This window comes from Cryptosporangium sp. NPDC048952 (assembly GCF_043197895.1).
Lineage (GTDB): Bacteria > Actinomycetota > Actinomycetes > Mycobacteriales > Cryptosporangiaceae > Cryptosporangium.
In genome coordinates this window covers 495,700-508,309 of record NZ_JBICTY010000005.1, presented here as the reverse complement: position 1 = coordinate 508,309, position 12,610 = coordinate 495,700, and the positions used below count along the sequence as shown (strand labels likewise).

15 protein-coding genes and 1 pseudogene are annotated in these 12,610 nt (G+C 69.0%); 4 read left to right on the top strand and 12 right to left on the bottom strand.

Annotated elements, in window-relative coordinates; all coding sequences use genetic code 11:
* Positions 1-18 precede the first annotated feature (18 nt).
* Positions 19-1,659, top strand: a complete 1,641-nt coding sequence (locus ACGFY5_RS29090) for a BTAD domain-containing putative transcriptional regulator (RefSeq protein WP_392724690.1) — start codon at positions 19-21, stop codon at positions 1,657-1,659.
* 55 nt (positions 1,660-1,714) lie between these two features.
* On the opposite strand, the gene ACGFY5_RS29085 is transcribed toward ACGFY5_RS29090, so the two are convergent.
* The 8 genes from ACGFY5_RS29085 to ACGFY5_RS29050 form a co-directional block, all read right to left on the bottom strand.
* The gene (locus ACGFY5_RS29085) at positions 1,715-2,563 is read right to left on the bottom strand and encodes an SAM-dependent methyltransferase (protein ID WP_392724689.1); all 849 of its coding nucleotides are present in this window, start codon (positions 2,561-2,563) and stop codon (positions 1,715-1,717) included.
* Between the two features lie 9 nt (positions 2,564-2,572).
* Positions 2,573-2,905 (bottom strand): Ada metal-binding domain-containing protein, encoded by a 333-nt coding sequence (locus ACGFY5_RS29080; protein ID WP_392724688.1) that lies wholly within the window; start codon positions 2,903-2,905, stop codon positions 2,573-2,575.
* The gene (locus ACGFY5_RS29075; protein ID WP_392724686.1) at positions 2,902-3,618 is read right to left on the bottom strand and encodes a 2OG-Fe(II) oxygenase; all 717 of its coding nucleotides are present in this window, start codon (positions 3,616-3,618) and stop codon (positions 2,902-2,904) included. Before ACGFY5_RS29075 ends, ACGFY5_RS29080 begins: the two co-directional genes overlap by 4 nt.
* A complete protein-coding gene (locus tag ACGFY5_RS29070) occupies positions 3,615-4,229 on the bottom strand; it encodes a methylated-DNA--[protein]-cysteine S-methyltransferase (protein ID WP_392724684.1) in 615 nt (204 codons plus the stop codon). The genes ACGFY5_RS29075 and ACGFY5_RS29070 overlap by 4 nt, the downstream gene beginning before the upstream one ends.
* Positions 4,226-4,717: an RNA polymerase sigma factor gene (locus ACGFY5_RS29065; protein WP_392724683.1), complete on the bottom strand. Its 492-nt coding sequence runs from the start codon at positions 4,715-4,717 to the stop codon at positions 4,226-4,228. Before ACGFY5_RS29065 ends, ACGFY5_RS29070 begins: the two co-directional genes overlap by 4 nt.
* Positions 4,718-4,742: 25 nt before the next feature.
* Positions 4,743-5,258: a methylated-DNA--[protein]-cysteine S-methyltransferase gene (locus tag ACGFY5_RS29060; RefSeq protein ID WP_392724681.1), complete on the bottom strand. Its 516-nt coding sequence runs from the start codon at positions 5,256-5,258 to the stop codon at positions 4,743-4,745.
* 412 nt (positions 5,259-5,670) lie between these two features.
* Positions 5,671-6,411, bottom strand: a complete 741-nt coding sequence (locus tag ACGFY5_RS29055) for a siderophore-interacting protein (protein ID WP_392724679.1) — start codon at positions 6,409-6,411, stop codon at positions 5,671-5,673.
* Positions 6,412-6,466: 55 nt separating this feature from the next.
* The gene (locus ACGFY5_RS29050; protein WP_392724677.1) at positions 6,467-6,613 is read right to left on the bottom strand and encodes a hypothetical protein; all 147 of its coding nucleotides are present in this window, start codon (positions 6,611-6,613) and stop codon (positions 6,467-6,469) included.
* 23 nt (positions 6,614-6,636) lie between these two features.
* On the opposite strand from ACGFY5_RS29050, the gene ACGFY5_RS29045 reads away from it, so the two are divergent.
* Entirely contained in the window at positions 6,637-7,449 is an 813-nt protein-coding gene (locus ACGFY5_RS29045) for a helix-turn-helix domain-containing protein (protein WP_392724676.1), read from the top strand.
* 115 nt (positions 7,450-7,564) lie between these two features.
* Here the strand turns inward: ACGFY5_RS29045 and ACGFY5_RS29040 are convergent, their stop codons facing one another.
* Positions 7,565-8,227, bottom strand: a complete 663-nt coding sequence (locus ACGFY5_RS29040; protein ID WP_392724675.1) for an O-methyltransferase — start codon at positions 8,225-8,227, stop codon at positions 7,565-7,567.
* A 56-nt stretch (positions 8,228-8,283) separates the two neighbouring features.
* On the opposite strand from ACGFY5_RS29040, the gene ACGFY5_RS29035 reads away from it, so the two are divergent.
* Positions 8,284-8,892 carry a TetR/AcrR family transcriptional regulator gene (locus tag ACGFY5_RS29035; protein WP_392724673.1) on the top strand — a complete coding sequence of 203 codons (609 nt, stop codon included), beginning with the start codon at positions 8,284-8,286 and terminating at the stop codon, positions 8,890-8,892.
* Between the two features lie 124 nt (positions 8,893-9,016).
* On the opposite strand, the gene ACGFY5_RS29030 is transcribed toward ACGFY5_RS29035, so the two are convergent.
* Both ACGFY5_RS29030 and ACGFY5_RS29025 read right to left on the bottom strand, forming a co-directional pair.
* Positions 9,017-9,925 (bottom strand): alpha/beta fold hydrolase, encoded by a 909-nt coding sequence (locus tag ACGFY5_RS29030; protein WP_392724672.1) that lies wholly within the window; start codon positions 9,923-9,925, stop codon positions 9,017-9,019.
* Positions 9,922-10,848, bottom strand: coding sequence for a LysR family transcriptional regulator (locus tag ACGFY5_RS29025; RefSeq protein ID WP_392724670.1), 927 nt, complete (start codon positions 10,846-10,848; stop codon positions 9,922-9,924). Before ACGFY5_RS29025 ends, ACGFY5_RS29030 begins: the two co-directional genes overlap by 4 nt.
* Before the next feature lie 71 nt (positions 10,849-10,919).
* Between ACGFY5_RS29025 and ACGFY5_RS29020 the strand changes: the two genes are divergently transcribed.
* The gene (locus ACGFY5_RS29020) at positions 10,920-11,951 is read left to right on the top strand and encodes a threonine aldolase family protein (RefSeq protein ID WP_392724669.1); all 1,032 of its coding nucleotides are present in this window, start codon (positions 10,920-10,922) and stop codon (positions 11,949-11,951) included.
* 470 nt (positions 11,952-12,421) lie between these two features.
* Here the strand turns inward: ACGFY5_RS29020 and ACGFY5_RS29015 are convergent.
* Positions 12,422-12,547 (bottom strand): annotated as a pseudogene (locus tag ACGFY5_RS29015) (helix-turn-helix domain-containing protein); the annotation flags it as partial.
* Between the last annotated feature and the right edge of the window lie 63 nt (positions 12,548-12,610).

The following is a 12,610-nucleotide window of genomic DNA, read 5'->3' as shown; positions in this document are numbered from 1 at the left end:
CGGTCGCATATTTCTTGCGTGCGGTTTCAGATACTCGGTCCACTGCGACTCTGGCGGGACGGCGTCGAACTGGATTCCGGACCACCGCAGCAGGCCTCCCTCCTTGCCCTGCTGCTCGCCCGCGCCGGCAAGCCGGTGAGCACCACCGAGCTGATCGACCTGATCTGGGGCGACGGGGCTCCGTCCAGCGCCTTGAACATCATCCACAAGTACGTCGGCACGTTGCGCCGGCTTCTGGAGCCCACGCTCCTGGGCCGCGAGGCCGGCTCCTACCTCCTACGCCAGGGCAACGGCTACCTGTTCGCCGCCCGCGACGGCGAGCTCGACCTCTCGCGGTTCCGCGCGCTCGTCACAGCGGGCAGCAAGCTCGACCATTTCGTCGAGGGTCTGCGGTTGTGGCACGGCTCCACCGCGGAGGCCGTTCCCGCCGCCCCGATCCACGCGGCGCTGGACAACGAGTTCTACGACGCCTGCTGCGCGTCGGCGGAGCTCGCGGTCCGGCTGGGCCAGCCCGCTCGGGTGCTGGCGCCCCTGCGGTTGGCGGCGGCAATGGCGCCGTTACACGAATCCGTGCAAGCAAGTCTCGTCTCCGTACTCGCCGCCGACGGGCAGCAGAGCGAAGCGCTGTCGGTATTCCGGTCGGTCCGCCACCGGCTCGCCGAGGACCTCGGCGTCGAGCCGGGTCCTGCCCTGCGGGACGTCCGGCGGCGGGTGCTGCCAGCGACCCGTCGACCCGCACAGCTACCTCCCGACCTCCCGGTTTTTGTCGGCCGCGACGACGAACTGGCGCGGCTCACCCGGCTGCTGCACACGCCCCGGACGAGTCCGCTGATCGTGGCGTTGCACGGCATGGCCGGGGTCGGGAAGTCCGCGCTGGCCGCGCGCTTCGCACACCACGTTGCGGCGGAGTTCCTGGATGGCCAGCTGTACCTGGACCTGAAGGAACGCACCGCCCTGCTCGGTGGCAGCACCGGTGCGTACCGCACGCTGACCGCGGGCAAGCGCATTCTGGTGCTCCTGGACAACGTGGAGGACACGGCGCAGGTCCGTCCGCTGCTGCCGAACTCGGCGGGCTGCCTGGTGCTCGTGACCAGCCGCGCGCCGTTGGTCGGCCTCGCCGCGCGCGACGGCGCCCACCTGCTGCGCGTCGAGCTCCCGGATCCGCGTTCGGCGCGGGAGCTGCTCCGGCGTCGGCTGGACCGGCAGGCATCCACGCCGGAGATCGACGAAATAGCCGCGTCGTGTGACCGTCTCCCGCTCGCGCTGGCGAGTATCGCCGGACGGCTGAACGGCCGTCCGCAGCTCCCTCTCGCCACCGTGGCGGCGGAACTGAGCGACGACACCCGGCGGCTGGCGGCCTTCTCCGCGGAGAGTGATCCGTCCGCCGCGTTCGCCGAGTCCTACGGTCGGCTCAGCCCCGCTGCCGCCAGGCTCTTCCGCCTGTTCTCGTTGACGTCGCCCGCGGGCGCCGACGCGGAGACCTGCGCGAACGTTTGCGGGGTTCCGGTGCCGGTCGCGCGCGCGGCGCTCCGGGAACTGACCGAAACCGCTTTGATCGACGAGGACGAGCGGGGCGTCCATTCGGCGCACGTCCTGGTCAGGGCCTACAGCGAGCAGCTGCTCGAAGCCGCGAACGGGCCCCTGTCACTGTGCTCCTAGGAAGGACAGCAGCTGCCGGTTGATCGCGCGGACGCTCGACCTGCGCGCCAGGTGGTCAGGACTTCCTGGCCACCCCGCCGAGCAGCGAGCACTCCCCCGCGTCGATGTCCTTGTAGACGTCGTCCGCCTCGGGCCGCCACTGATTCACGACCTGCAGCCCCGGATCCACCTTCTCCAGACCGGCGAAGAACCGCTCGATCGCCTCCCGCGGACGCGGTGTCAGCACGCTGCCGCGCTGCGCGAAGTCCTTCTCGATCGCGTGCCACTGTTCCGGCCGGAACTCGTCGGTGATCTGGGACAGCGCGAGGTAGGACCCCGGCGGCAGCGCCTCGACGACCGTGGCGACGACCGCGTGCGGATCTTCGTCGTCCTTGAGGTGGTGGGTCACCGCGATCAGCAGCAGCCCGACGGGCTGCGAGAAGTCCAGGATCTCCGATGCCTGGGAGATGATCGTCGCCGGCTCGCGCAGATCGGCCTCGATGTACGTGGTCGGGCCGGTGCCCGGCTCGCTGGTGAGCAGCGCACGGGCGTGCGCCGCCACGATCGGGTCGTTGTCGGTGTAGACGACCCGGCTCCCCGGCGCGATCGAGTGCGCGATCTCGTGCACGTTCGGGCTCGTCGGTAACCCGGTGCCGATGTCGATGAACTGGCGGACACCGGCGTCACGGGTGAGGAACGTGACCGCCCGCCGGAGGAACTCCCGGTTGGACCGGGCGGTCGTCCGCGTGCCCTCGTTGAGTTTCAGCGCCGCCTCGGCGAACGCCCGGTCGGAGGCGAAGTTCGTGTTGCCGCCGAGTAGGTAGTCGTAGACCCGCGCAGGGTGCGGGCGTTCCGGGTGCAGCTCGACCGGCTCGCGGTCGGCCGCCTCGTTGGACGACTCGATCATCCAATCGTTGTTGGCCACAGTGGAAGCTTAGGGCCACTCCCCCGTACGTAGGTCACGAAGGGTCACGCTGACTTCTTCTCGGGCAGCGCTGTCCTCCCGAGCGGCTTTCCACCGCTGGTAGCGATGCGTGCAGCAGGTTCCGCACGGACGGAATCCGGCGGCGACTGCGGTCGCTTCGTCGGGGAAGAAGACGCGGTGCTTCACGTAGCTCCCGCGGGCGACGGCCTTCAGTGCCGTGCGACAGTCGAGCCGGCCATAGATCTTCGAGCCGCGGTGGCCGCCCCACCTGCCCTTCGTCGAGGACTGGTAGGGGCGGCCGTCTGCGCCGAGGAGGGTGTAGGTCTTCGGCGCGTCGCTCATGCGGCGTCGTGGAAGACCAGGGCGAGCGTGTGACGTTCGCCCGATCGGATGGCGGAGACGCCGTGCCGTACCGGTGCGGCCGACCATCCACGGGCGGACTCGACGGGGCGGTCGCGAGTGGTGAAGAGGTATCCGTGGCCGTGCGGCAGCAGCGTCGCGGTGCCCCGGGACTGGGCGCGCGGACGCTGTTCGAGCAGCAGGAACTCGCCGCCGGTGTGATCCACGCCGGGCTCGTTGAGGTTGATCACGACCTGCAGCGGAAACACCAAATCGCCGTACAGGTCTCGGTGGAGGGCGTTCCAGTCCTTCTCGGCGTAGCGGAGCAGGATCGCCGTGGACTTCGTCTGGCCGGCGTCGTGGCACATCCGCAGCCACTCGTCGAGGGTGTCCGGCCAGGGCGCGGGCCGGCCGAGCTTGCTCCACCAGTCGCGGGCGATCGGAAGTAGCCGCGGGTACAGCGCCTGCTTGAGCCGCTCGATCGGCTCCGGATAGGGCGCGGTGAAGTACCGGTACTGCCCTTCGCCGAAACGGTGCCGGCCCATCGTGATGGTGCTGCGGAACAGGTCGTCCTGCTCGTACAGCCCCCTGATCCGGGCGGTCTCCTCGGCGGACAGCAGTTGCGGCAGCAACGCGCCGCCGTACTCGTTGACCTCCTCGGTGATCGCCTTCCAATCACCGGACTCGACGCGGACGTGCCACCGGTCCTGGCTCATGCCGCCTCCAGGTGCAGCAGGGCGGTCTTGGCTTCGGGGCCGCCGATGTACCCGCCGAGCGTGCCGTCGCTGCGGAGCACCCGGTGACACGGGACGACGATCGGCAGCGGGTTGGTCGCGCAGGCGGTCCCCACGGCGCGGACGGCGTTGGGGTTGCCGACCAGTTCGGCCACGTCGCGGTAGCTACGGGTCTGCCCGTACTCGATCTCGGGCAGGTGGATCTGCACGAGCTGCCGGAATCCCCGCGAGAGCGAGAGGTCCAGCGTCACGTCGAAGGTCCGGCGGTGCTGGGCGAAGTACTCATCGAGCTCGCGTGCCACCACCTGCAGCCGCTGGGGAGCGTCCAGGATGCGCGGGCTGAGTTTCTCGCTCAGCGTCTGGAGAACCTTGTCGTGGTCCTCGCTGGCGTAGGCCACCCGGACCAGCCCTTTCGGAGTGGCTGCCAGCAGCAGCTTCCCGACCGGGGAGTCGATCGTCGTGTAGGCGATATCGATGACGTTCGCCCGCTCTGCTCGCTCCTCGAGGCGGCGGTGGAGGCGGCTGAGGACGTCGGCGTCCACGGGCGTCGACAGCAGGGCGGTCAGATCGTCATCGTTTCGGATGTCGTTCACGAGGATGCTCCTTTCGTAATCGCGCCCGGATAGTTCTTTCGAAGGTTTTTCAGCCCGTCCGCGGCCGCTCTCCGGGCAGCTTCGACGGTGCCGCCGAGAATCTCCGCGATCCCGGCGTAAGGCAGTCCCGCCACGTAGTGATATGCGATGGCCTGACGTTGTTTGCTCGGAAGCCGGCCCACGGCGACCCACAGATCGGCGTCTCCTGAGCCGGGTATCCCGAGCGTCGTCGGTGCTTCGGGCATTTCCTCGACCGGCAGCGGATTGCGCTTCGCCGCCCGCAACACGTCGATCGCCTTGCGGTGCGCGATCGTCACCAGCCACGCCTGGACGTTCGCCGTCTCGGGCAGCTCCGGATAGGCGCGCATCGCGGAAAGGAAAGTCTCCGACCACGCGTCCTCCGCGTCGTGCGGGCCGAGGACGACCCGGCAGACGCGCAGCACGGTTGCGCCGTGCTGCGCGACCACCTTCTCGAACGGCTGTTTCATGTCCATCCCAGTGAAGACGCGGCGGTTAGAACAGCCGGGCCGCGCCGACCTCAGCGGGCTCTTCGAGCTCCAGCAGCGCTTGCTTGCGCTTCAGCCCACCGGCATATCCCGTGAGCGCACCGCTCGCGCCGACGACGCGGTGGCAGGGAACGAAGATGCACAGCGGGTTCGCGCCCACCGCCTGCCCGACCCGGTAGGCCAGAGTGCGGTCGCCGAGTTGCTCGGCGATGCGACCGTAGGTGGTCCTCTCGCCACGCGGGATGCTGCTCACAATGTCCCAGACGGCGTGCTGGAACGCGTCGCCGTCGGCCGCCAGCGGAAGGTCGAACTCGATGCGCTCACCAGCGAGGTAGTCACCCAGCTGCTGGGCCGCGCCGTCCAGAAGTGCGTCCGTGGAGGCGACCACCTCCGGACCGAATGTGTCCTGCGCAGGCCGGCGGACGTGGCTGCAGAAATACAGGCCGGTGATCGCCTGGTCCTTCGCGACGACGGTGATCGCACCCAAGCCCGTGTCCACCGTGATGTGGCGGATGTTCTTCATCTGAGTGTCCTTTCGTTTCTCAGATGGAAGACGTGCGGCGAGGGCAATGCGTGAGGTCTCGTGCGATCGCTGATGCGGCCAAGATCGGCATCTCACGTCCGGCGCGCATGGGCCGTCTACAGAACGTGGGCTTCGACCGGAACACGTCCGGTCCACCGCATCTCCTGCCTGTAACTCGAAGCAACGAACAGGATCACCAGCAACGCCGGCAACGTCCTCTACGCCATCTACGTCTTCAGCCTTCCCGTCGGGCCGGCCTGGGCGTTATATGGCTTCAACCTGGCGGTGAGCGTGACGATGCTTGCGCTCTGGCTCCGGTACAGGGCAGCACGACAGGTGCTCCCGTAGGTCGGACGACGTCCGTGGCCCTCCACCTATTCGGTATCGCGGCCGCGGCGTGACCATCGCGCTGTCAGTCGAGACCTTTCCGGCCGGGCGTCCAGAACGGTTTGGTGAGCACATTGCGGCGAGGCCAGCCCCGTTCCTGGACAAGGTGATTTCGAATCAGCTGGATCGTCCGGGCTTCGCCGGCCAGGTAGGCCATGCCAGGCTCGGCCGGTAGGTCCAACCCGCGGACGGCTTCGACGAGGGTCTGCGCGGCGGCCGCGGACCTGCCTCGGCGATAGCTCCACTCCAGATCCCAATTCGGACCCTTCGCTGCGCCTTCCTCTCGGCTGAGCGGGAGGCGTTCGGAGGGACTGTCGACCTCGAGACGGGCCAGGACGGTGGCATCAGCCGGCAAGGCTCGCAGCATGGGGCCGTAGGCGGCCTGCGCGGTCTCGTCCCCGGCGAACAGGTGGTAAGCGGCCGGGGACGTGGTGAAGTTGCCCTGGGGTTTGAGCAGCATCAGTTCGTCACCGGGCCGGGCAGTGCGTGACCAGCCGGCTCCTGGTCCGTCGCCATGGTCGAACACGAGCAACTGGAGGCGTTGCTCGTGGTAGTCCCACACGGTGTAGGTGCGCAGCGTGCCCAGCAGCCAGTCGATCGCGGCAGGCGCAGCCGCGACCCGCAGGCGGACGTGCTGACCGGGTAGCCAGTCGAGGCCGGCCAACGCGGGCCCGGTCAGCGTGATCAAACGTAACCGTGGTGCCCACCGTTCGACGGTGTCCACGCGGGCGGGCAGCAGTAAGCGGTCCAGCAAACGATGCTTCATCAATCGATTCCTTGAAGTAGTCACTCGGCGGTGGCGTCGCTCAGCTCCAAGCGCTCTAGCAATGCCGCGGCGAGCCGGCCTGAGCCGTCACTCCCATGCCGGCCTGAACCGCCTTGGCCTGACGCACCACGTCGTAGCCGGCCACCCGCGCCCAGCCGGCGTCCGGGCGGGTCAGCGTGGACAGCATCATCACGTTAGGCACGACTCGACGCTAAGGTGGCTGGTGTGCGAATTGTGGCCAACCAATACCGCGCACACGCCAAGCCGCCTGCCGGGTTGTCGGGATCCCCCATCCTGAGCGTCGAAGCCGGTGACCCCGAGGGAATCGAACGGCGGCGGCACATCCACGCTCACCCGGAACCGGTGTTGCTGTGGAGCACGACCGCCACGCTCATGGGCACCGTGGGCGCCCGGGACTGGCTGATCCCGCCGGGGTACGGGCTCTGGGTTCCCGGCGGCATCGAGCACGGTGGGACCGTGCTGCACGTCGGCGAGATGTCGATCATCCATTTCGACGCCGACCGCTGCCCGATCAACTGGAGCGAACCCACCGGCGTCGCGATCGGGCCGCTGCTGGGCGAGATCATCAGGCACCTGCACCGGACCGTGCCGGAGGACCCGAGCCGAGTCCTCAGCGAGGCACTGCTGTTCGCACTGCTCACTCCGCTGACCACCCACGACGTCCACGTCTCCATGCCCGCCGATCCGCGGGTGCGCGCTATCGCCGAACGGCTCCTGATCGACCCCGCCGACAATCGCGAACTCACCGACTGGGCCGACGAAGTCCACGCGAGCGTCCGCACCCTGTCCCGGTTGTTCCCCGCCGAGACCGGCCTGAGCTTCGCGGCCTGGCGGACTCAGGTCCGCATCCGCGCCGCCATCCAACTGCTGGCCGGCGGGGCGACGGTCAACGCCACCGCCCGAGCCGTCGGCTACGGCCGACCCAGTGCTTTCATCACCGCCTTCCGCCGTGTCACCGGCCAGACCCCCGGCACCTACACCCACACCGACGCGATTCCACCGCGCGCCATCCCGTGAGCCCGCATGTCGGCCATTCGGCCTGCGGCCGCAGTTCGCGGCGGATGACCGGCGCTAGCGTGCTCGCCGAGCGCGACGGCGAAAACGTGGCCGCCAACCTGTCGGGACAGCACACCTAGGCGCGGGTGGAGATCTCCATGCCGTCTTCGACGGGGAAGGCGGTGCTCACGTAGCCGTTCTGCGGGTCGCGGACGTAGTGCAGGTACTCGCCGACGGAGTCGAAGGTGCTGTCGTCGGCGATCACCATCGCGCCCGGGCGTAACGCCGGTTCGAGCGCACGCAGCACCGGCAGGTACAGGTCTTTCCAGCCGTCGAGCAGTAGCAGGTCGATCGGGCCCTCGACGCGGGGCAGGGTCTCGCGGGCGTCGCCCGGTAGCAGGGTGACGACGTCGTCCAGGCCGGCCTCGGCCAGGTTGGCGCCCGCGGCGGCGAGCTTGGCGGTGCTCAGTTCGCTGCTGTGGACGTGCCCTTTCTGATTGTCGGCGACGGCGGCGGCCAGGTAGATCGTCGAGATCCCGTACGAGGTGCCGAACTCCAGGACGGTCAGCGGCGAGGTCGCGCGTACCAGCGAATACAGCAGTTCGCCGCCGGTCCGGGAGACCGGCATGTACTCCGCCGCGCACAGGTCGGCGCGTTCGGCGGCCGAAGCGGCGAGGAAGGCCTGCCAGTCGGTGTCAGTCTCGCCGTCATGGTCGGCCCGGGCGAAAAGGTGGTCGAGGAGAGTGCGGACCCGCGGAGTGCGGATGCGTGGTTGCGGCCTGTGAACGGTGTCGGTCATACGCCTAGAGTAGACGCAACGTTGCGTGCAGTCTAGTCGGTTCTATGCTGATGCCCGTGAGCAGCGAGGTCAGGCGTCACCACGGCAACCGGCACGGGCGCAGCGAGGCCGCACGGGCCGCGGTGCTGGAAGCCGCCGACGATCTGCTGGCGGAGAAAGGGTTCGCGGGCGTCACGATCGAGGGCATCGCCGCGCGGGCCGGTGTCGCCAAACAGACGATCTACCGCTGGTGGCCGTCGAAGGTGGAGATCCTGCTCGACGCGCTGGGCAGCGACATGGTCACGGCCCTGGAGCCAGTCGATTCCGGTGACCTGAGCGGTGATCTGCGCCGGTATCTGCGGCGGCTGGCCCGGTTCCTGACCGGGTCGGATCCCGGCGCCGTACTGCGCGCGCTCGTGGGGCAGGCGCAGCACGACCCGGACCTGGCGGCCCGGCTCCGCGTCGAGCACCTGCAACCGCAGCGGGAGCGGGAAGCGGTGATGCTGCGCGAGGCGATCGCGCGCGGGGAACTCCCGGCCGGGTTCGACGTCGACCTCGCGCTCGACCGGCTGGTCGGGGCTGTCTACTACCGGGTGCTGGTCACCGGCGAGCCGGTGCCGGTCGCGTTCACCGACGGTCTGGTCGCGGCGTTCGTCGCCGAACAGGGACAATCAGCGAGCCGGTAAAAAGTGGCGCGAGCACGTCCGTCGCGCTCTGCGGGCCGCTCCCGGCGAGTTTGCTGCGCGACGGGCGAGCGCTCCGCCTGCCGTCAACGCCGTCGCCACCGACAACGAGGTGACGGCGGAACAGCTATCGGGACTCGGCGTCCGCCGACCAACTCCGAACGGTCAGCACCGCGTCCGCAAAAGCGGCCGGTGCTTCCTGCGGCAGGTTGTGCCCAGCGTTCACCACTCGGTGGGCGTGGCGGGCGGTGAACATGGTCGCGTGATCGGCGGTGCCGCCGGGCTTCAACGTGTCGGACGCCCCGTCCAGCGTCACCGCCGGCACCATGATTCTTGGTCGCTCGGCGAGACGATTCTCGAGCTCGTCGTAGACCGGGTCGCCCGGTGCCTGGCCCAGAGCATGACGGTAGGAGTGGATGACCACGTCGACGAAGTCGGGATTGTCGAAGGACCCGGCCGTGCGGGCAAAGGTCGCATCGTCGAAATTCCAGCCCGGCGACCACTGCCGCCAGAGCATCCGGCACAGGTCCCGGCGGTGACGGGCGAGAACCTCGCGCCCCCGCTCGGTCTGGAACAGGTGCTGGTACCAGACCGCGTGCTCGATCTCCGCAGCGAAGCCGTGTCGCTGCCGCTGGACGTCGATGATGTCGTAGCCGGCCAGCGACACCAGCCCGGCCACCCGCTCCGGCCACAGAGCAGCCGCCACACAGGACGACAGACCACCCCAGTCGTACCCGGCGAGGAGCGCGGTCCCGAGACCGAGCGCATCGAGCAACGCGATCAGGTCCGAACCCAAAGCGGCTTGCTGTCCGCTCCGGAATGTCTCCCCCGACCGGAACCGGGTCGGGCCGAACCCCCGCAGATACGGGCGAATCACCCGGGCGCCCTGCGTCAACAGCAGCGGAACGACGTCATCGTAGGCATGCACGTCGTACGGAAAGCCGTGGACGAGCACGACGGGCCACCCACCGTCCGAACCGTCCTGCAGATAGCCGACGGTCAGCACACCGGCGTCGATGGTGCGAACATCGGTCATCGAGACCTACCTTGAGCGTCTTGGTCAGCAGCCGACGAGTGCTTGATTATCTCGCGTCGGAATTCCGCAACGGCGGGCGAGCTGTCCGCGGCCCGCGTCGTCAGCTCGACGGTCCGGGTCAGACCGGCAGGTTCGGTGATGTCCAGCAGCCGGACGCCGGCCTGCGGCACCGCGGCGGACTGCGGCACCAAGGCGACGCCGAGACCGGCCGCGACCAGATCGAGCACCACCGGGTAGCCGGCCGCCCGGCCGGAGATCCGGAGCTCGAACCCGGCGAGTCGTGCGGTCAGCTCGGTCACTGCTTGGAACCCACGATCGGGGTACGTGGAGATCCAGTCGGCGTCAGCGAACGCACGCACGTCGGTGGTGGCCACTCCTGCGGCGGACAGCTGATGCGGGACCGCGAGCACGAGCGGCTCGGTGTAGAGCGTCGTCCGGCGGAGGCCGTGGGTGTCCGGAGCGGCGAGCAGGGAATAGTGGTGGATCACCGCCGCGTCGAGTTCACCGGCGCGCACCGCGGGCAGCGCGTTCTCCGGCTCCACCTCGGCGAACGAGAGCCGCAGACGCGGATAGCGGCGGCGCAGCGTACCGAGCACCGGGACGACGAACCGGCGCGCGGCCGTCGAGAAAGAGCCGACCCGGAGACGCCCGCCACCCACCGAACCGGCCGCAGCGACGTCCTGCTCCGCCGTGTCGATGTCGGCGAGGATCCGGCGAGCATGATCCGCCAACATCTCCCCGGCGGCGGTCAGCCGCACACTGCGCGCCGATCGCTCCAGTAGCAGCGCACTGCTCTCCTCTTCCAGCACCGCCAGTTGCCGGGACGCGGCAGCTGCGCTGCAGCCGACGGTAGCGGCGGCGGCAGCGATCGAGCCGGTCTCGGCGAGAGCAACCAGCAGTTGCAAGCGGCGGGTACCGAGCATCGCCTAATTCTATGCTCAGCGATGCGAGAGACGACTTTCCGCGCGTCTACGTGGTGCGCAGACTGAACGTCATGGACTTCGCCAGCGACAACTATTCAGGCGTGCACCCGGAGATCCTCGCGGCGATAGCCGCTGCCAACAGCGGCCACCAGGTCAGCTACGGCGGCGACGTCCACACCGAGCACCTGCAGGATGTGTTCCGATCCCACTTCGGCGACCGGGCGCGCGCCTACCCCGTCTTCAACGGAACCGGGGCGAACGTCGTCGCGCTGCAGGCGGCCTGCGACCGCTGGGCGTCGGTGATCTGCGCCGAGACCGCCCACATCCACGTCGACGAGTGCGGTGCGCCGGAGAAGATGGCCGGTATCAAACTGCTCCCGGTGCCGGCCGTGCACGGCAAGCTCACCGTGGAGGCGATAGCGCGCGAGGCACGCGGCTTCGACGACGAGCACCGCGCCCAGCCCCAGGTCGTGTCGCTCACCCAGGCCACCGAGCTCGGCACGGTCTACACCCCCGATGAGATCGGGACGGTCGTCGAATTCAGCCATTCCCGGAACATGCTGGTGCATCTGGACGGCGCCCGGCTCGCGAACGCCGCCGCCCACCTCGGCCTGCCGCTCCGCGCTTTCACCACCGACGTGGGCGTCGACCTGCTGTCCTTCGGCGGCACCAAGAACGGCATGATGCTCGGTGAGGCGGTCGTCGTGCTCAACCCGACACTCGACCGGGGCCTGGACTACCTGCGGAAAGCGTCCGCACAGCTGGCGTCGAAGATGCGTTTCCTCTCCGCGCAGCTCGTCGCGCTGCTGGAGACGGATCTGTGGCTCCGCAACGCCGCACACGCGAACGCGATGGCGGCACGACTGCACGCCGCGGTACACGATGTACCCGGCCTGCGGGTGAGCCACCCGGTGCAATCGAACGCCGTCTTCGCCACGCTCCCGCCGGCCGCCCTGGCCGAGCTGCACGCGCGATTCCACTTTTACGACTGGGACGAGTCGATCCACGAAGCCCGATGGATGACCTCGTTCGACACGACCCCCGAGGACGTCGACCGGTTCGCGTCGGTGGTCGAAGCGGTACTGACACCCGTTCGATCGTGAGTATTCGACTCCACCGGCCGTAGCGCGCTCGTGCGGAGGCTATCGGTGTTGGGCTCCCCCGCCTCCTGGTGGGCCAGCGGCGGTCGGTACAGCAGTTCCACGGTTTCGTCGAGCTGCGCGACCCCCGCCTCCAACGGCCGGATACCGCGCCGGGTTGCCATCAATGCGTCGACCCACACCGCCTGGAGAATCTCGCTGGCGGTCAGCGCGGCCGAATCGCCGGGCCCGAGCAGCCGGATCAGCGCCCGATTGAGGAACTCGCGCAGTTTCTGCGTCTCCTCGGCGGCGCGCGGGTCCGTGGAGGCGAACACGTGCACGAGCAGTGCCAGCATGTTCGGCTGCTCCCGGTAGACGTACGTCCCGCGCCGGAACATCGCCTTCAACTCCGATCGCGCCGACTCCGGCGCGATCTCGTGGTCGAAGACCTCCGCGTGGATCGGTAGTGCCCAGTGCAGGAAAGCCGCCGCCAGCAGATGGTCTTTCGTCACGAAGAAGCGGTAGAGCGTGCCCAGTGCAACGCCGGAGGTGGCGGCCACTGTCTTCATCGTGACCGCGGCGAGCCCCTCGTCGCGGACGACGTCGAGCGTGGCATCCATGGCGCGCAGGCGCTTGGCCGTCTGATCCGGTCGCAGCGTCTCGACCGGCTCGTGCTTGTAGTA